The organism is Marinilabilia rubra (assembly GCF_003121985.1).
Lineage (GTDB): Bacteria > Bacteroidota > Bacteroidia > Bacteroidales > Marinilabiliaceae > Marinilabilia > Marinilabilia rubra.
The window spans coordinates 79,627-100,817 of record NZ_QEWP01000009.1 but is presented as its reverse complement, the minus strand read 5'-3'; the positions used below and the strand labels follow the sequence as shown (position 1 = coordinate 100,817).

General features: G+C 37.1%; 9 protein-coding genes. 7 read left to right on the top strand and 2 right to left on the bottom strand.

Features of this window, described 5'->3' with window-relative positions; genetic code table 11:
- Positions 1 to 242 precede the first annotated feature (242 nt).
- The 6 genes from DDZ16_RS12345 to DDZ16_RS12320 all read left to right on the top strand — a co-directional run bounded on the left by DDZ16_RS12345 (position 243) and on the right by DDZ16_RS12320 (position 13,690).
- Positions 243 to 4,376, top strand: a complete 4,134-nt coding sequence (locus tag DDZ16_RS12345) for a hybrid sensor histidine kinase/response regulator transcription factor (protein ID WP_109264791.1) — start codon at positions 243 to 245, stop codon at positions 4,374 to 4,376.
- A 157-nt stretch (positions 4,377 to 4,533) separates the two neighbouring features.
- On the top strand, positions 4,534 to 5,757 hold the full coding sequence (locus tag DDZ16_RS12340) for a ComEC/Rec2 family competence protein (RefSeq protein WP_109264790.1): 1,224 nt from the start codon (positions 4,534 to 4,536) through the stop codon (positions 5,755 to 5,757).
- 256 nt (positions 5,758 to 6,013) lie between these two features.
- Entirely contained in the window at positions 6,014 to 7,384 is a 1,371-nt protein-coding gene (locus tag DDZ16_RS12335; protein ID WP_109264789.1) for a T9SS type A sorting domain-containing protein, read from the top strand.
- Positions 7,385 to 7,539: 155 nt separating this feature from the next.
- Entirely contained in the window at positions 7,540 to 8,037 is a 498-nt protein-coding gene (locus tag DDZ16_RS12330) for a DUF4625 domain-containing protein (protein ID WP_109264788.1), read from the top strand.
- Positions 8,038 to 8,229: 192 nt separating this feature from the next.
- Positions 8,230 to 10,572, top strand: coding sequence for a glycoside hydrolase family 2 protein (locus DDZ16_RS12325; protein WP_109264787.1), 2,343 nt, complete (start codon positions 8,230 to 8,232; stop codon positions 10,570 to 10,572).
- Positions 10,573 to 10,657: 85 nt separating this feature from the next.
- Positions 10,658 to 13,690 carry a glycoside hydrolase family 2 TIM barrel-domain containing protein gene (locus tag DDZ16_RS12320; RefSeq protein WP_109264786.1) on the top strand — a complete coding sequence of 1,011 codons (3,033 nt, stop codon included), beginning with the start codon at positions 10,658 to 10,660 and terminating at the stop codon, positions 13,688 to 13,690.
- A 1,066-nt stretch (positions 13,691 to 14,756) separates the two neighbouring features.
- Here the strand turns inward: DDZ16_RS12320 and DDZ16_RS12310 are convergent.
- Both DDZ16_RS12310 and DDZ16_RS12305 read right to left on the bottom strand, forming a co-directional pair.
- Positions 14,757 to 16,211 carry an arylsulfatase gene (locus DDZ16_RS12310; protein ID WP_109264784.1) on the bottom strand — a complete coding sequence of 485 codons (1,455 nt, stop codon included), beginning with the start codon at positions 16,209 to 16,211 and terminating at the stop codon, positions 14,757 to 14,759.
- Between the two features lie 79 nt (positions 16,212 to 16,290).
- A complete protein-coding gene (locus tag DDZ16_RS12305; RefSeq protein ID WP_109264783.1) occupies positions 16,291 to 18,849 on the bottom strand; it encodes a T9SS type A sorting domain-containing protein in 2,559 nt (852 codons plus the stop codon).
- 384 nt (positions 18,850 to 19,233) lie between these two features.
- Here DDZ16_RS12305 and DDZ16_RS12300 point away from each other — a divergent pair, with 384 nt between their 5' ends.
- Entirely contained in the window at positions 19,234 to 21,117 is a 1,884-nt protein-coding gene (locus DDZ16_RS12300) for an alpha-1,3-galactosidase-related protein (RefSeq protein WP_109264782.1), read from the top strand.
- Positions 21,118 to 21,191: the final 74 nt, after the last annotated feature.

The following is a 21,191-nucleotide window of genomic DNA, read 5'->3' as shown; positions in this document are numbered from 1 at the left end:
TATTATTCGCTATCGAAAAAGAGGTTGTGATGCTTATATAAGTGTGACAGCCTTTTTGGGTTTTAACTTTTGGAGACTTTTAAACGTAAATAAATACAGACCCATATTTTTATCCAATTAAATAGGTATATTAACCCCAAAAAATATATTTTATTTTTTGGGAAGAATTAATTTTGGAGTCATCGAAGGGTTTTAATGTGAGTGAATTATGAAAAATAAAAGGTAGGTTGACTTTGCATCATATGAGGTTTCATTTTCACATATTACTTATTTGTTTTGTATTGGGCTTTTCCCAATCACATTCATATGGGCAGGCATTAGATTATACAGCCCATTTATCCATATCCAATGGGTTGGCTCATAATGGTGTAACCTCAATTATTCAATCCGGAAACGGACTTGTGTGGTTAGGGACGTATGATGGATTAAATTTGTATGATGGTTATGATCTTAGAACCTTCAAAAACAGGAATGGCAAAAGTATTTTAAAGAGTAATAGAATCAGGTCTTTAGCTGAGGATGAAAGGGGTAATATTTGGATAGGAACTGACGAAGGGATTACAATCTACAATTATAATAACAATGATTTCAGGAATCTGTATTTAAAAGATAAGATTGGTACGGAAGGAGGCCCTATAGTCCTTGATATATTGATTGATGAAGGAAGGGTTTTATGTGGTACTGAAAGTGAAGGAATAATTGTTTTTGACGATCAGCAACAATTTATAGGACAATATACCCCATCTCTTTCTTCAGATGTTCCCCCGCCTGTTTTCAATGGAACCTTAAAGCTTTCCAATAAAGATTATTTGTGTGCAACAAGTAATGGTTTATTTGTTTTTAATATCCAAAATGGAGAATTTAATAAAGTTCTTGGCGGGAAAATCGATGTTTCGAATTTCGTTTTATCCCTGGATAATAACTATCTGTTAGTAGGCATGAGAACTGGAGTCGGACTAATAAAATATGATTCCAGGGCAGATAAGTATGAGTTTTATCTAAAAAAGAGAAATTTTGAAGATAAAATATTTAATACTGCTTCTTTAGATGTAAAGGGGCACTTATGGCTGGGGTCCTTATACAATGGTATTATTAAAATTACGAATACTAATGATTTTATAACAGGGAATGATTTTAGTTTTTTGACTTGGGAACGTGACACTCCGGGTACAAGAGGGAGTTTGGTCTATACTTCTTCAAATTCAGGTTGCTGGGTAGGAACTTTCACCCATGGTATCTTTCGTTTTGATCTGGATGAAAGTCCTTTTTTTTATTATAATTCTTCGATGGGGTTGAACCATGGTGTAAAATCAAATGAAGTACTTCAGATGTCAGTTTTTGATGAAGACCGGGTTTTTATCTCAACTCACAGGGGAGGGAGTGGTCTTTTTAATACTAAAAATAATTTATTTGAGCCATTACCCTTTGATTTGCCAGATGGCGTTGACCCGGTTAGCATTACATCAGTTTTTGTCGATTCTCATAAGAATATCTGGTTAAGAATTCCAGGTGCTTTGGGACTTGGAGTGGTGAAAAATGGAACCCGTTACATCAAAAAGGTTGATCCATCGTTTTTCCCTCAATTCAATCAAATAGCACCAAAAAAGATTTATGAAGACAGCCGTGGCAATCTTTGGTTTGGGACACAAAACGATCTTTACAAGGTGGTATTAAATGATGTGCATGAGATCCAGAAAATAGAATCAATAAACAACAATGCCGGAATAAAATTTGAAAAAATCTCACCTGTTTTCGCCATATATGAGGATCCGGAGTATAATTATATTTGGGTTGGAACGATGAAAGATGGATTACTTCGAATTGAAAACGGGGCAAATGTGAGTTTAATAAATGCAAAGATTTATCAGTGTCAATTTATTAATAATGAACCACTTTCTTTATCGAGCAACTTCGTGACATCAATAACCCGTGTGACCAATACACAGTTGTGGGTAGGGACTGAAGGTGGTGGAATTTTTAAAGTTCTGGATAGTAATGGAGATCCGAGGTTTGTGTCTTTTTCTGAAAAAGACGGATTGTCTAATAATGTTGTAAAAGCCATTGTATTTGATGATAAGAACAACCTGTGGATTCCCACTAATATAGGACTTAATAGAATTGATCCCAGAAAATTAGATGTAAAGAATTATCATGAGGAGGATGGTTTGCCCTTTGAAGATTTTACCTACTCAACAGCACAATTGGATAATGGGAACTTTGTGTTTTCAGGATTGGATGGCTTCTTTTATTTTGATGCTGAGAATATTCCCGATAAAGAACCCTTGCCGGATCTGACATTTGGAGACTTAAAGATGTTTAATGAAACAGTATTCCCGGGAGATACTGTAAATGGCAGAGTACTATTAACAAAGCGCTTGAATAATTTGTCAGAACTGGATTTAAGGTATAATGAGAATGTTTTTTCGATTGAAGTCAAATCGATTCATTTTTCAACACCCGAAAATCATTACATAAAATACAAACTTGACCCTGTTAGTCCCGAATGGATAAAAGTTGTTTCTGATCAGAAATATATAAACTTTACGGGATTGAAGCCAGGAGAGTATAAATTCTCCGTTATGGCTTCAAATTCTTTTAACAAGTGGACTCCCCCACGACAAATAGTGATTAAAATATCCCCTCCTTTTTGGGAAACCGGTTGGGCATACGGTATCTACTTTTTATTGTTTTTGGTGATAATTTCCGGGATAATTGTGATTGTCTTGAGAATACAAAACCTTAAACATAATTTGGAAATTGAACACGTAGAAAAAGAAAAGGTCCAAGAGATTAACGATGAAAAGCTTCGGTTCTTTGTAAATATTTCACATGAAATAAAAACTCCCCTGACGTTAATAGGTGGAACATTTAGCTTTATTTCTGAACATTTTAGAGGAAATACAACGCTACAGAATCAATTGTTCATGGTTAAGAGGCAGTTAAAGAGAATGAACCAATTGGTTGAACAAGTTCAAGACTTTCATAAATCGGAAAATCAAAGATTAAAATTGAACTATTCAACATTTTTGTTTGATGATTTTCTGACAGATGTAATAAAGGACTTTGATTTCATTGCTTCGCAGGAAGGCAAAAACCTGAAAATTGATCGAAAAGATGGATCAGAAACATGGGTTAAAGCGGATAGGGATAAAATAGAGAAAATTCTAAGTAATATTTTAAATAATGCTTTCAAATTTACTTCCGAAGGAGATGGGATCAGTGTTTCATATATAAAAAAGAATGATGAGCTACTTATAGTGATTAGTGATACAGGGCAAGGTATTTCTTCGGAAGACCTTTCATTTGTTTTCGATCGCTTTTTTCAATCCACTTCATCACCTAAACATCAAAATATTGGTGGCTCCGGAATTGGATTGGCTTTTACCAGAAGATTGGTTGAGATGCATTACGGTTTTATTAGCGTGGAAAGTGAAGTAGGTAAAGGAACAAGTTTTTCAATCAGGTTACCGATTCTGTCAGAAAATGGAGAACTGAGCGAGGAAGAAAATATCCAAAAAATATTAGAAATAGAAAAACATTCAAGTATCAATTACCTGGAATTGCGTAATAATCCAACACTATCTGTTGATCCCGAATTTAAGAATTCAAAGGTGTTTTTAGCTGAAGACAATGCTGATATGCGGAAATTTATTTCTGATATTTTGTCTGAGTTTTTTATTGTAGAATCTTTCCCTGATGGAGAAAAATGCCATCAGGCTTTAAATGAAGAATGGCCTGATATTATTGTGAGTGATGTATTAATGCCAAATATTAATGGATTTGAACTGTGTGATAAAATAAAATGCGATATTAAAACATGCCATATCCCAGTCATTCTTTTAACCGCCTGTACAGATATAGAAGATCAAATTAAAGGAATAAAGGGAGGTGCCGATTCCTACATAGGAAAACCTTTCAATATTGAACATCTTGTTGCTTCAATTGAGTCGCTGCTTCAAGGAAGAAAGCAATTACGAGAACGTTTTCAGATGGACTTTCCGCTTACTCTTGACAAGGAGAATGATACGGGAAAAGACCATGCTTTTCTGGAGAAACTTTACCAACTTATTTCTGAAAATATTGATAACCAGGATTTGGATATAAATGTCTTTGCCCGAGAACTTTATCTAAATCGGACTCATTTTTATCAGAAAGTAAAGGCAATTACAGGATACACACCCTTTGAGTTATTAAAGGCCTTTAGACTTAAAAAAGCTGCCGATTTGTTAGTAAATGGGGATGTTCCGGTTGCTGAGGTATCAATGATGACAGGGTTTAAAAGTCGTACGCACTTTAGTAAAATTTTTAAGGACAAATACTCTGTTACTCCGGGAAAATATGCAGATGAGATGAAGAAAAAATTATCTGCGGAATGATTTTTCCATGGTCACCAGGATATACGGCTTTGTAGGATTGAGATTTGATTAACGGTTGTCAAGACTATGCACGGTAGATTGCAGGCTGCTTATGGCATTTTGCCGCAATAGGGAATGAACCCAGCCTTGTTTTTTAAAGCATTAAGCGAGATTAACAATGATAGACATTAAAATAAGGCTGATTATTGTATTGAGCCTCATGCTTTTGAGTGTAAATATTATTTTTTCTCAAAGTTTAAAGATACATAGCATACATGTGCATGGTGATGCACACTTAGTTCAAACGCCCAATGGTAAAACCATGCTTATTGATGCGGGTAGTTCCTGGCATGTAAATCGAATAAAAAATTTTATAGAGAGGGAGAATATTACCACTATTGATGCTGTATATCTCACGCATGCTCATAGTGACCATTACGGGGGGTTGACAGGAAAGGACGGGATTCTTGCAACGTATCATGTGTCGGAATTTTATGGAGTAGATGAAAATGATTCCAAGGCAGTTTTTAACACTTTGATCCTGCCTTTTAGTCTAAATCAGGAGGTTAAATATAAAGTAATTAAAAGAGGATCCTTAATAAATCTTGACCCTGAAGTGGAAATCAAAACACTATTTCCCCCTGATCCTTACCCAAAATCAGGAAAAAATGACGGTTCTGCGGCATGTATGATTACCGATTTGCGCAATGGAAGAAAATTCTTATATATGGGCGATGGCATGGAATATCAAAATAGGGAACTTATCAATGCTTATGGGAATGAACTTAAAGCTGATGTTTTGAAATACGGGCACCATACTCAATTTGAGTTAGATGACCATTTTTCTGTGGGGTATTTTATGAAAATTATACAACCTAAATATGGTATTATCACTAAGCAAACCATGCCAGGTAATAATCCAGGTCATGGCGAGTTAACACATGCATCGTTTGACAAGCTTTACAATTATACCTGGGGAAGTGATACAGGCTTAAAATCATTCATGTTAGGGACTCATGGCCATATAACGATAGTATGCCATGAGGACGGCGAAATAGCCACTTTTACTTCGAAAGAATATATTCCTCCAACAATATCTGCATCTGAGGATAGCGGGATCGCTAGAAATGCGTCGTTTACATTGACATTGACTTTGGCGGAGCCTTACCACGATAATAGATATCCTGGAGAAAGGAGAGGTTACTATAGTTTAGATGATGGAGCCACCTGGAATGAGTTTTTTTATCCTGAAATACAATTGAAAATTACCAAAACGACCACTGTAAAAACCATGGCACGTGATATATATGGAAATAGTTCTGTAGAAGAATATGAATTTAAAATTGAAGAAAGTCCTGAAATTTTTCCATCAGAAGTCACCTGTATCTTATCAACCCCATAATGTAACAGGCGTTAAAGAATATTTTCTGTTCAAAGGAGCGGTGATTTTTCCACCTTTCCGATCTGCCTGCGTGGGTGTTTTTTGATGCAAGCCACGTAAATGTTCTTTTTAAAAAGCCCAAGAATAGCATTACGGCGGGCTATTGAATGCTACATATTTACTCCTGAAGACATTTGGTTTATTCAAAGATAATTTAAAGAAAAGTTAAATCTCGTGATTTGTAGTACACTAATGTATTAATCTAAATTTTTGTGCTATGAAAAATTATTTACGAAGAGGTTTTTGGTCTTTTGTGTTTTTTACTTTTACCGGCCTAATAATGGCCCAAACTAATCTGATGCCTTCAGGATTTTTTGGTTTTGAGAATGAAAGTCCCGATGGGTGGTGGATAAACGCTGCGAGTTCACCATATTTGGAGATATCCACTGAGCAAGCAGCAACAGGAACTTCCAGTTTGAAATTTAACTTCTCTGATTATACTACCTTGAGTGATGGTTCTACATCCGTTGCAGCAGAGACGGTAGTAGGTGATGGGGCAAAAGTTGATTTGACAGCAGGGACCTATTATATGAAAGTAAAAGTATATGTTGAAGATAATGCACCATCGTTATTAAAAACCATTTTTAAAACTGATTGGGTTCAGGTAGACTGGGATCTTACTGATGTTAAAAAAGGCGAGTGGGTTGAGCTGATGCAAACCATATCGTTACCTAATGATATTGTTGATGGAGGATTTTTAGTTCAGGTCTTCAAAAGCACCTTTTCAGGGATGACAGGATCTGGTGCCTTTTACGTAGATGACATAGAGGTATTGGAAGCTGTGGATCTTGATGATGCAGGAACACAGATTGATGAAAATTATTTTAGTTTTGAGGCAGGTAGTGATAGTTGGTGGATACAACCTGCTCACAAAGAATTCGTAGAGGTAAATCATTTAGAATCTGCCACCGGAATTTTTTCATTGCAGTGTTCTTTTGCCGATTATTCTACTGTCGGAAGCAGCGTAAATGTAATGGCAACATCAAAAGATATTCCTGAAGGTCGTTTAGAACTTGAGATGGGGAAATTCTATGAAATTAGAGTTAAGGTTTTTATGGAGGATATAGCCGGAGCTGCATTTCCATCTGGATTTGAAACAAATATAAAAGGAGAAAGTGGAATTGGTTTTCAAAGCATTTCCTGGAATTTAGATGAAATATCCCAGAGAGGTCAATGGATAGAAAAGACCCAGGTTATTGAATATACCGGAGGAGGATTATCCGAGGGCGATATCGTTTCACGATTGATGGTCGTTCGTGTACCAAATGAGAATCTTCCTGAAACAGGTTCTGGTACTTTTCGTGTAGATGATATTTCTGTTGTGGAAACGACTCCTTCTTCTTTGGCTTCTTTGGTTAATAAGCAGTCAATTAAGGTCTACCCAAATCCTGCAACAGAATATATTTATTTAAAAGATTTAAAAGGAAGCCAGGTCTCAATTTATAATATTACGGGAACTTTAGTTAAAACCCTGGTTGCTAAATCTGATTTGGAGAGGCTGTCTTTGGCAGGGATTCCTTCAGGCCTTTATATCTTAAGAGTCAAAGGAGATAAAAGAACTATCGTTGAGAAAATCACAATTAAGTAATACTGTTTTCTTTATGTGGGTTCCGGGATGTTGTTAACTCCTAATTACTTAGAGTTGTTTTAAATGAATTTCGGAAGGCCTTTTTTAATACTGGCTATCCGAAGTTCATGCTTGTTTTATTTAGCAGGTTAGAGGGTATTAAAAATTGAAATGGAATGAATAGGATTGTAAGATATAGTTTTATAGGTGTTTTAATTCCAATGTTTTTGTTTACCGGTTGTGGAAAGGGTGATGAAAGTGAAGAAACCCCGGTGGATGAAATTTCTCCGGAGATTACTATTGAAAAACCTGCTGATGGTGATTCATTTCTGTCCGGACTAGATGAAATAGAAATAACAGCTCAATTCACTGATAATGTCGGGTTGGATACTTGTATTGTCACCCTATCCACTAATTTGAAAAGCCTTTCATTAAAAGAAGAATTAAATACTCAAGATGTCGTTGCAAGTATATCGGATCCAGTTTCATTTCAACCAGATCCGGTTGGCTACCATATTTCTGAAAAATCCTTTGAATTGAAGAATGAAAGTCCGTTTGGCTTTATTCCTGAAAATACGACTATTGGGCAATACAAATTAAAAATTCAGACGATTGATGTCGCTGGTAACAGTAGCTTCAAAGAGGTTAAGGTACAAATAGCTTCCGCATTGTAAATTTCAGTTGTCTTTTGAATGCACACAGCGGATAACCAAAGAAATGTCTCCAACTCAAAAAATGATACAATCTTAAAGCACATAGACATAATTCACGATTGTTTAGCTGAAAATTGGTAAAGGTGGTCAGTGAGAGAATCAATTCTGACATACACAGAATGCAGGCAAACTTTATTTAACAATAAATTAACAATGAAGATTTCGTTTTTTTCTATCTTATTATTTCTGGTGTTGCTGAGCAGTTGTGCTGATGGTGAAAGAGCTGGAAAACTTAGTTTTAATGATGACTGGAGGTTTATGATTCAGGATGATTCTGTAATGCAGAACAGTGCCTTTTTTCAGTCCGATTTTGATGACTCAAGTTGGGAAAATGTTTGTTTGCCCCACACCGCAAAACTCGAACCATTAACAGTGAATGATCAATGGCAGGGCTCTTGTTGGTACAGAAAATCGTTTTTTGTTCCGGAAATTTATGATGAAAAAGAGATTTGGATTGAATTTGAGGCAGCCATGAACCACTCGTTAATTTGGATTAACGGGATTGAAGTTTCTGAGAATAATGGTGGTTACCTCCCCGTGGTTGTAGATGCCACAGATTTTATTATTCCCGGGAAAGAAAATGTAGTTACGGTGAGATTAAATAATGAAGATAATCCGGTGACAGGTCCCAAGCCATTAACGATTCTTGATTTTAACATGTATGGAGGATTATATCGGAATGCCTGGCTCATTGTAAAAAACAAAGTACACATCTCCCACCCCGTATTGGAACAGAAAGAAGCCGGTGGGGGCATCTTTATTACAACACCTGTTGTTGATGAAAAGCAGTCTGTTGTTAATGTTAAAACCCATATAAAAAATAATTCAGATAGCATTCAATCCGTAAAAATTGTTCAGGAGTTATTATTAGACGGAAATTTGATTCTGGAACAAACTAGCAAAAATGATTTGCTTGTTAAGCCGGGGGAAGATATTGAAAATTTACAGACGATAAAGGTGGATAATGCAAGGTTGTGGTCTCCTGATTCTCCTAAATTATACAATTTAAAAACAAAAGTTTTAATAGATCAGGTTGTTGTTGATTCTCAGGATACACGTTTTGGCATCAGATCTTTTGAATTTAAGGGTAATGAACTCTATATAAATGGGGAGAAAACCTTTTTGAGGGGTGTAAATCGTCATCAGGAATATCCATTTGTCGGGTATGCCCTCTCCGATAATGCCCAATACCGTGACGCATGGAAAATCAAAGAGGCAGGGTATGATTATGTGCGATTGTCTCATTATCCCCATTCTCCGGCTTTTATGGATGCTTGTGATGAGTTGGGACTGGTTTCCATAGATGCCATTCTTGGTTGGCAGTATTATTTAGATAGCGATGCCTTTAGAGAGTATTGCTATCGTTCAGCCCGTGATTTGGTTTACCGTGACCGAAATCATGCTTCAGTTTTAGCGTGGGAGGTGTCACTTAATGAAACTCAAATGCCACGGTTTTTTATGCAGGAACTCCATGATATTGTACATCGCCAGTATCCGGGGGAAAATACATATACTGCAGGTTGGAAAAACGAAGTCTATGATATTTACTTTCAGGCTCGTCAGCATCGAATCAAGCATTATGATTCAATTCAGATCAAACCTTATGTTGTTTCAGAGTATGGTGATTGGGAATATTTTTCGATGAATGCCGGTTTAAATCAGCATGAATATGGTAAAGAACTTCGTTATGAACTGAGTAGTCGTCAGAAACGAGGTTTTGGGGAGTCTCGCCTGCTTCAGCAAGTGGAAAATGTTCAGGAGGCCCACAATGATAATCTTAATACTCCCGCTTTTGCTGATGGATACTGGGTTATGTACGATTATAACAGGGGGTATGATGATGAAATAGAACACTCGGGAATTATGGATATTTTCCGGTTGCCTAAATTTTCAACTTACTTTTTTAAAAGCCAGAGAGATATTATTAAGGATACCACTCTCTTTATTGCCTCCTACTGGAATAATGATTCCCCGTTGGATGTTAAAGTTTTTAGCAACTGTGATGAAGTTGCTCTTTACCTGAACGATGAGCTGATTGAGAAGCGCAAGCCGGATTCAGATTCTATTTCTTATAATCTTAAACATCCTCCTTTTACTTTTAGTATTGATGAGTTTAGCCCCGGAGAACTAAAGGCCAAAGGTTATATTGAGGATCAATTGATTACAGAGCATGTTGTGAAAACACCCGAAGATCCTGTCTCTTTGAAACTTTGGGTAGACAAAAGCAATAAAGAACCTGAAGCCGGTTGTAATGATTTATTGTTTTTATATATCGCCGGAGTTGATGAAAATGGCACCATTGTGCCGGATTTTACGGAGAAAATTGATCTTTTACTAGATGGAGATGCTGAGATCATGAATGTTGGCAAAGTTCAAGCTGAAGCTGGTATTGCAACGGCTCTAGTCCGAATTGGGAAAACCGGAGGGTCCATTTCTTTAGCTGCAAAATCTGAAAAGGGTTTAAATGGCGCTGTTGATTTTTTGGTTACAAAGTAGATTGAGAATCTTTAATAGGATGCATCACGAATTACAATTTGGTTGAAATTAAGGGTTTTAATAGATTTTTAAATTGGGTTGTTATATGAGAAAATTGTTTTTATTTTTTTTAATGTCTTTGTCGTTAGGCATTAATGGTCAAACAAATATCGACTTTAATGAGAACTGGAAATTTTCATTAGGAGATTTTCCTGAAGCTAAAAGTGTTACAGATATTGATAAAGACTGGCGTACACTTGACTTACCTCACGATTGGAGCATTGAAGGAGAATACAAAAAGAATAATCCGATGGGTGGGCAATGTGGTTATTTGCCTGCCGGAATAGGCTGGTATCGAAAAACGATAAAGGTTCCTGATGGATGGAAAGATAAATATATAGAAATAGCCTTTGATGGCATTTTTATGAACAGTACCGTCTGGGCCAACGGCCAAAAGCTGGGGCATCGGCCATACGGATGGATCTCCTTTGGTTATGATATCAGCAATCTGGTTTCTAATTCTGATTCTATAACTTTTGCTGTGAGGGTAGATAATGATAAACAACCTTCCGCCCGCTGGTATACGGGTAGTGGAATATATGCCAATACATGGATAAGGGTAAAAAACAAGATTCATATTCCTGATTCAGGAATTTTTGTTCGCACGAATGGAAATAAAGTAATTGTGGATACCGAGATAAAAAATACCCTCTCCAGCAAACAGAATGCTTTATTAATAACTTCTGTCAGAGATGCCGGGGGGAAGGTCGTATCCAAACACAAGCAGAGAGTAAAAGCGGGCAAAGATGAAATAAAGAAAACAAGTCAGGATCTCATTATTAACAATCCTAATCTTTGGTATCCGGCATCACCTTATTTGTACACTCTGATAAGTGAAATAGAGCATAATGGTCAGGTTATAGACAAGGTTGAAACCCGGTTTGGGGTTCGTGATATTGAGTGGAAGCCTGAAACCGGAATGTGGCTTAATGACAAGAATATTAAGTTGCATGGGGTTTGTAACCATCAGGATGCCGGAGCACTTGGTGCTGCTGTCCCGGATAAAATTTTGCGTTATCGTCTTAGGCAACTCAAGGATATGGGTGTAAATGCTATACGTACTGCACACAATCCTCAAACTCCTCAATTTTATGATATGTGTGATGAGATGGGCATTCTGGTCATGAACGAGATTTTTGATGGTTGGTCACAAAAAGCCGAACATGATTATGGCGCACATGCTTTTGATAAATGGTGGAACCGTGATTTGACTGACTGGATAAAAAGGGACCGTAATCATCCATCTGTCGTAATCTATAGCGTAGGCAATGAAACACATGGAGAGATTGGCGAAAAATTGGTTGCCCGCTGTCATGAACTAGACCCCACCCGGCCTGTAACATCTGGTCATTCTGCTTCGGAGTATATGGATATTTTAGGCGTAAACGGGCATAGCGAAAGGAAGGGATTTATTCAAAACCTGGAGACAGATCGGGTCTTTGTAGGTACTGAAAATACACATACCTGGCAGGTTCGCGGCTTCTATCGTACTCAAACCTGGTATCGGGATGGTTATCCCAATGAGAGACAAATGCCATATTACTATCCGGATCTGACAGAAAAAGAGGTTTTTTCATATGACTGGACCAACGCAGCTGGTAGAAAAAATTTTAAGCAGGTCTTTAACTCAAGCTATGATAACGCAATGGTGAGACTTACCTCCCGCCAAAATATTCAGCAATTGCGGGATATCTCTTATTATGCGGGATCTTTCCGATGGACAGGGCATGATTATTTAGGGGAGGCCTCTTACGTGCATGGAGGTTGGCCATTTAAAGCTTTCATGGGCGGAGCAATAGATTTGGCCAATTTTGAAAAGGACCTTTATTATCTTTATCAAAGCCAATGGACTGATGAGCCAATGGTTCATATTCTGCCTCATTGGACACACCCTTCCATGGAGGAGGGAACGGATATCCCTGTGTGGGTTTATTCTAATTGTGATGAAGTAGAATTGTTTTTAAATGGTAAGTCTTTAGGAAAAGAAAGGCCTGGAAATAATTGGGACGAAATGCAATGTGAATGGATGGTGGGATGGTCTCCCGGTGAATTAAAAGCAATTGGCTACAATGATGGGTTTGTTGTTGCTGAACAAACCATAAAAACGGCTGATGCCCCTGGAAGAATTGCTCTTTCGGTTGATGGGGAGCCATTAAAAGAAAGGGGAAAAGATATTGTCCAGATTAGAGTTGCCACGCTCGATCAAAAAGGGGAATTTTATCCATATGGTGAAAACAGGAACTATTTCCATGTCATAGGCCCTGCTAAGATAAGAGCCCTTGATAATGGGAGTCCGATTGACACAGAAAAACATTTTGAAGCGACAAACCGAATTGCATTCTTTGGTCTCGCAAGGGCCTACATTGAGTCGAATAATGAGACCGGTAATATTGCACTCCTTGCCTCGGCAATTTTGGGAGAAAAAAAGCAAATTTCTTCTGATCAAGTGAGTATTGATGTTCAATTACTCTCTTTACGAGGTTCAATACCTGAAGCTGATATAGAGGTATTTTACACAACTGATGGATCATTGCCAACCGTAAAATCCATGCGGTATACCTCACCTTTTAACGTAAGTTTGGGAACAACTGTGAAGGCTTTAGTTTTATTAAACGGAGAGGCAGTACATATAATGGAAGAAAGGTTTGCCCAGGATGAAGGATTTGTTTGGGATGCCGCTGCCTATCCTGAGGTTCCGGGAGCTGATCAGGCCGAGGACGCTAAAATTGAATTTGCTGGTATCTCTGTCGAGGGGAGTAACTATAATGGTGATGGATATGTTTATTTTGGCAGAAACAGTGGAGGTTACGTGGAATGGTATCAGGAAAATGATGGCAGTCCCGGAACCTATAAATTAAAAGTCCGTTACAGTGCTTCGGAGTGGATAAGAGATACCCATAAAGTATTACTGACAGTAAACGATGAATCACAGGAATTGACATTACCCTCAAATAAGAATTTCCGAAATGTTTGGCAGGTTTATGAAGTTAAGGTACCCTTAAAAATAGGGGCCAATACAATACAATTAAAGGCTCTTGAAGATGGGGGATTATGTGTTGATGAACTTAGGGTTGAGTAATTTTTAAAAAGAGAGGCTGTCAAAACATGGTAGCCTCTCTTTTTACATTTTGCCCAAATACCTGTTATCACGATTTTCATTCAACTACCTTTATCATTCAACGTTGGTTTATGAATGAGGGACAAGGTCTTTGTACCTGCTTTAGCCCATCATAAAGAGCAAGCAATGATGCGTTTTTATGATATTGGTGAACTAATTACCTCCTTGTGCATACTCATTGAAGAAAGATTTGCTAGGAAGGAAGAATCTCCTGGTTTTTGTGATATAGCAATAAAACTATATTTTAAGAGTTACTCCTATCAGAACCAATCTGAAAGAAGCCAATAGTGTGGGATTGTGACTTGTTTAATTGAAGTTTGTTTGTTCAGCTTATTGGCAAATTGCTTACTTGAGATAATAATTGGTTTTAGATACAATACTCTGTTGAACTTTTATAAAAGCCTAAAGTTCAGGTGTTTGTGATTGATTGGGTTTTTGTATTAAGTGGCATATTATCAATATTTTATGATTTATCTTAAATCTTCTATCTAACCTGCCTGCCGATAGGCAGGAAGTCTAACGATCTATTGAGATAGATTTGAATCTTATTTAAAAGAGATACTCAATAATGCTTTAAGAGAATGTAAAAAAACAGACCACCTCTTTTTAATCTCAAAACAAACATGGCTTAAGTTTATTTTTGCGTGTTTTTGGGGATCGAACCTTACCAATGGAAGATCAGGTGCGGCGGATTCTTTCTGGGAAAGCGGCAGAGCCGAAGCCGATCCGCCGTTTTACCTCTGGTGGCGGATCGGAATCCGCCAGACCTAATTCGGTACTACCTTTTCAGGAGTACCAATGATGCCTTTTTTTACTTTAATATGGTGACTTTGACCTTGCAAGGCCTTGCACTATTTAATCTCCGAGGGCAAAAACGCATTTTTAAGCTACAGCCACAAACATCTCTTTTTAGTTGGTTACTAAATGATTAAAAAGGCCATCTCAAATCTTGTTTTTGAGACAGCCTTTATCTTCTTGACCATTCATTATTAGAAAAGGGTAATGAAAAGCCACCGTTATTTAAAACTCAGTTCTTTTCAAAAGGAAAATTTGGATTTGGGGTATGTTCCTCGTCCATTATGCTTTCCATTTCAGCTACAATTTCCGGATGGTTTTCAGCGATATTATTGGACTCGTTTCTATCTTCTTCAAGGTTATAAAGTTCTATACGTGTCTTGCTCTCATTAAAGCAATTGATTTTTACCGCTTTCCATTTTCCTTTTCTCACAGCTTTTTTCCCTCCACGCTCATGAAATTCCCAATATAGATGATCATGCGTTTTCTGTTCTTTACCCAATAATTCCGGGAGGAAAGAAATTCCGTCAATGTTTTCAGGAATCGATATACCGGAGGCTTCAGCAAGAGTTGGCATCACATCCCAAAAAGCAGAAATATGGTCGGTTTTGGTACCTCCTTTAATATGATTGGGCCACTTTACAATCATTGGAACACGAATTCCTCCCTCATACAAATCCCTCTTTACTCCTCTTAAACCTCCGGTGCTGTTAAAAAAATCAGGATCAGCACCCCCTTCAACGTGAGGTCCATTGTCCGATGTGAAAATGACCAGAGTATTTTCTTCAATGCCTAATTTCTTGAGTTTCGCTAATACTTGGCCAACGTGTTTGTCAAGCAGAGAAACCATTGCTGCATAAGTTGCTCTGGGTTCGGGTTGCGAACAGTAATATTTCACCATAAAATTGTCATCCCCGTAATCGGCTCCCGGACGATTATTAATAAAAGGTGTTTCTTCAAAGCGACCACGATATTTTTCCATTAACTCCCCTTCAGGTATTATTAATTCTGCATGAGGTGCAATATGAGGGTAATACATAAAAAAGGGTTTGTCTTTGTTTTCATCAATAAACTTCAGGGCTTTTTTATGTATATCGTCTGGGGCATAGACTACTTTATTTTTGAAATCGTTGCCTTTCAATAACACCTTTTCGCTATTATGCCAAAGGTATTTAGGAAAATAACGGTGAGCTTGTCGCTGACAGTTATACCCATAAAACACATTAAATCCCTGGTTGTTAGGATCTCCTTCAGAGCCTGTAATTCCCAGTCCCCATTTTCCAAAAGCTCCTGTTTCATAACCAGCATTTTTTAGCATCTCAGCAATGGTGACAGATTCTTTCTTCAAGGGAAACTGACCGTCATTGGGGGAAAGTTCCTTGTTTCCTCTGATGGGGGTATGTCCTGTATGTTGGCCCGTTAACATTACACTTCTTGAAGGGGCACAAACCGTATTTCCGGAATAATGTTGTGTAAATAGAATTCCTTCATTGGCCATTTGATCTAAATTGGGTGTTTCAATTTTAGTTTGGCCATAACAACCCAAATCACCGTAACCTAAATCATCGGCCAGGATGTAAATAATATTGGGCATTGACTTTTGGGTGTCTTTCTCCTTGCGGGTAGTAGAGCATGACGCTAATGTGATAAAAAGGGTTAATCCTATAATGATGTTTTTTAGAAACATGTTGAATGTTATTTAGTTAATTTTGAGGTGCGCTGTTTTAGGGCAGAATGATTCTGAACATATCCTCACAATGCAAATCTTATTGTTTAATTAAAAAAAAACTTTGTGAGGCATCTTTAGTTTTAATGTTCACAATGTAAGAGCCATCGGGACTTGATCCCATGTTGTGGAATATGCGATTAGTTGCGAAAAAACGATGTTCAAATATCGGTTGCCCCGAAATGTTAGAAATTGACATGTCTATTTTATCATGAAAACTATTCAAATCAATTGCAAATTCTCCTTTTGAAGGGTTTGGATAAATAATGGCAATATCATCTGAAGGAGAGTCAATTCCAAAAATGGCTGAAACTTCTTCATCATCAGTGATTTCTACAAAATAAACTTCATAGGGTTTTAGTTTCGGTTTGTTTGTTACCGGAATTCCTTTTAGCAGGTCTTTACAAGCAGTACCTACTTGAGCATCTTTGAGATTAATTGTTAATGATGCTTCAGTTTTTCCCAGGTTAACAACAGATAAAACATTGTTCCCAGCCTCGTTTTTTACGACTCTCCAAACACATCCCTTATGCCCCCCTGTATTTGTTTCAGTTACTTCTACCTCAGGGAAAAGCCCTTTTTGGTCAATAATATTCAGGGCTTCTTCTTTTATTTGTTCAATGGAGTTAACTTTAATTAACGCCCCTGTACCTTGATTCAATGTGGACAAGCTATTTCCATATTCGTTTCCCGAGAGACTTACATCGTCAATTATTACTGTTCCCCCGTTGTTTAAATAGGTTTGAAGTGCCTCCAATTCTGATTCTGTAACGAATTGGGTTTTGTGAACAAGGACAACATCCCAATTGGAGTGATTCTGATTGTTAAGAATATTTTTGGTTGCAAAACCAATAGGTATACCTTCAAAAAACAAAGATTCATACATTTCAAAGACATCGTCCATGTGACTGGTTTTGTTAGTGGCCGATGTTTCCGAATAAAAAACCCGGATTGGTTTTCTTTGCCGCTGCACAGCGGTTATTTCTTCTGCGTATGAATTTAAGTCCATCATCGTGGAATGAATTTCATTCACGATCTTGGGTTGTTGGTTAAAAGTTCCGGCATATCCTTTCCCGGCTTGAGCATTTATTGAACCATCCTGATATCGTGCCCAGACCCAAATCTGACTTGCATTTAATCCCTGCATGTGTGCCGTCCAAAATGTTGTTCGAACATAAGCAGGATCCATGTGACGGTCCCTGAATGGTATTTTGGATAAAAAATGGAGTTCGGTATTGTAAATGATATTATCCGGACTTACTGACTTCATAAAATCATAGCTCATGCACAATTCGCGCCAGTCCCAGGAATAATGTTCTTCCCAGTCTTTAGGCCCTCCCCACATGTAGGAGTTTTCTGCACCAGCATCATTCCCACTTATTTCACTCAATTGCGTAAGGGCTTCAAAGTCAATTCCGTGATTTCGTTTGTTGTCCGACCATAAATTGGGCATTATTTTGATATGAACCTTGGTGTTTGGATCATGTTTTTGTAGTTCTGATTTGAGAAACTTATACCATTCGGTTACTCTGAAATTATTAAATATTACCCAATCGTACCATTTAGGGGTTCCCTGAAGATTTTGATCGATTGGGATTTCAATTGTTACATCATCGAAAGATGAGAAGTTGGTTTCCCAAAGTTCGTTCAAAACATTTATCGATTCATGCTTGTTGCTGAGCCATGTTCTGAATTTTTCTTTTGTATATTCAGAAACAGGACCAGTAGCCCAGGAATTTTTAGTTGTATAAAAATGAGGTTCATTGCACAACATGTAACCCAGTTCTGAATATTTTTTTCCGGCCATAAAGGGTACAGTTCCTTCAAAAAGAAATTCCATCATTTCTCTGGCCCCTGGATTATCGATGTCATAACCTGTGTAGGTATTTTCCCGCATTTTGAATCCGGGGCCATATTTATCCTCTGCCCACTGAGGCACAGATTTGTTGCCCAGGAAAATGAAGCCAATTTCACCATCTGGTTTGTTTTCTAATTCACTTACAAACCAGGGAGCAATATCTCCCTGCTCATTTTTAATTCTGTTGGGGTCAAAATATAATTCATTTTGGTTCCCGTAAAACTCTGTCAATTCAGGAATTCTGGGTTTCCAGTTATAATCGGCCAAAAAAACAGGACGTCCATTATATCTTAGAATATCACTTTCATGAGTTACTTGCGTCCAATCAATTTCCGGAATGGGTTCACGATATATTTCACCATTAATTAATAGATTCATATTTGAAATGGCTTCGTCAAGCATCTCTATAGTATTATTTCGTATCAGGTCAGGTAACTCTTCAGCATATCTTTGAGCTTCATTCTTAAAATCCGGTACCAGTTCAAAATACTCTTTGTTTGTGGCCACGTTATTTTCATCCCATTCCGCATATTTTACAAATATCTCTGCTGTTCTTATGGTCATTTTCTCTTTTCGAACATCGATCTCTTGCCCTTGGGCTTCCTGAATCAACAGCTCCAGCTGATTGATCTTGTCTGAAATTTGATCTTCAAGAGTTTGGGCAGTCAATAGACTACAAGAACAACAAATAGAAAGAATTATTAAAATTCGTAGATAATTCGGGTGTATAGATGATTTCATGGCTTAAAGATTTTATTGTTTAGATAGTTTTCATCTTGGATACAAAAGTTGTTTTTTTTTGAGTATAATTTGTATTCATGGGTTTTTGAAAGGTATCTGCAGGTAAATGGAAATTGTTTTTTTCTGAGAAAGCGCCTTTTTCCTGAGTTCCTGTAATTGGTTGGAGCTGTGTTTCTCTCTTCATATAAACTGTCTTTTCATCAGATATTCAATTTGTGCTTTTTTTAAAACATGTAAGTCGCATCTAGTCAGTCTTTTAAGGAGATTGGGAGGATCATATTGACTAAAAAAGACATGGGATTTACTATGGAATAATCCTCTGCCGCCAATAATAAGCACTTTTACAAGTATTAATAATTTGAATTAAATTTTAATCCTTTTAATATGGTAAAGATAAAGATGAGTTTTACCTGGATAACTCTTTTTGTAATACTATTTAGTTGTGCACCAATTACGTTGGCTCAACAAAAAGTATTCTTCACTAAAGAAATACAGGATGATGCTACTTTTAAGGTTTTAGAAACCTTTTTATCCGATACAGAAAAAGAAATATCCGAAATAAAATTTGAAAAAGGGATTTATCATTTTTATCCGGAAAGAGGCCTTGAAATGTATCGTTATATTTCCAATCACAATGATGAATTGATAAGAACGGCTTTCCCTATTGACAATTATGACGGGTTGACGATAGACGGACAAGGCTCAGAGTTTATTTTTCACGGACGAATGATTCCTTTTATAATTGATAATTCTGAAAAGTTTAAGATTAAAAACCTTTCAATAGATTGGGCAATGCCTTTTCACAGCGAAGCTTTGGTCGTTGCAAATGATCAGGAAGAAAACTCTTTTGACTTGAAAATAACCAAAGAATATCCTTATGAAATTCGTAATGACCAGCTTGTGTTTGTTAAGGAGTATTATGAGCATAACTTAGGACAAGCAATTTTGTATAATCCCGAAAGAAAGGCAATAGCTTATGACACTGAATCTCATACCCCTTTAACATTGTATAAGAATTCAGTTAGTTCTGAATATCTTTCTGAGATTAAATATAAGTATGAAGAGGATCCCAGAGATCCCCAGCATTCCAGAATGGGTAAAGAAAACCGCTTAAGGGTTAAAGAAATAGAACCCGGTCGTGTAAGAGTGTATAATCATAATAAGAAATTACCCAGGGTAGGATTAATATTGGTATCTAAAGGAGAGCAGAACCAGAATCGCCTGGCACCGGCTTTTCATATTGTAAATACTTATGGGTTTACCGCAAACAATATTAATGTTCATCATGCGGGAGGAATGGGATTAATTGCCGAAAGCAGCGCTGATTTAATTCTTGATAGTTTCAATGTAACCCCCTCCAAAGGGAGAATGGTTTCTACGACTGCGGATGCAACTCATTTCGTTGGATGCAGAGGCAAGGTGGAGTTAAAAAACTGCACATTCCAAAACCAGTTGGATGATGCCTCTAATGTTCACGGAACCTACCAGAAAGTTGTTAAGAAAATTGATGAATTTACAATTGGCGTAAGGATTGGCCATTATCAACAACTTGGCTTTACGATTGGAAAGCCTGGAGATAAAATAGGATTTGTCCGGCTAGCTAATTCGTTCTTTGCTTTTGAAGAAAATGAAATTGAAGAAGTTACTTTCATTAATGGGCGGTTCCATTTAATTAAGTTAAAAAAACCGTTGACTGATAACATTAAAGCAGGCGATCTGATAGAGAATTTAGATGCGTATCCCGAGTTATTGGTCGAAAACTGTAACATCAGTAATAACCGGGCAAGAGGACTACTTTTATCAACCCCCAAAAGAACTGTTATCCGAAACAACTATTTTCACACTGAAATGGAAGCTCTTCTTATTCCTGTGGAGAGTAATCACTGGTATGAATCAGGTAGTGTCACAGATCTTACTATCGTGAATAACAAGTTTGAAAATTGTAATCACAGCGGCTTTAACAGGGGTGTTATCCGATTTGTTACCGATGATGATAATAAAAACATTGCTTTTCACGGAGTTAAAATATTGAACAACGAATTTATTCAGTTTGATAATTTGATTCTTGAAATCAATAATACCCAGGATCTTCTGTTCAGGGGTAATGTGATTTCTCATTCAGAAAAATTCCCAAAGTTGTTTCCTCAAAATCCTGCAGTTTCTGTTAAAGCCTCGGAGAAAATTGAATTTAAGAATAATAAATATTCAGGAAATGCGAATAGAATCTTGGAGACCAATGACGTAACAGAAAAAATTGAGTTTGATTAAAGATAAAGACCTATGACGAAAACTATTAATTTTTCTGGTTTTATTTAACTGGGAAAACCGGTATTTAAAAACAA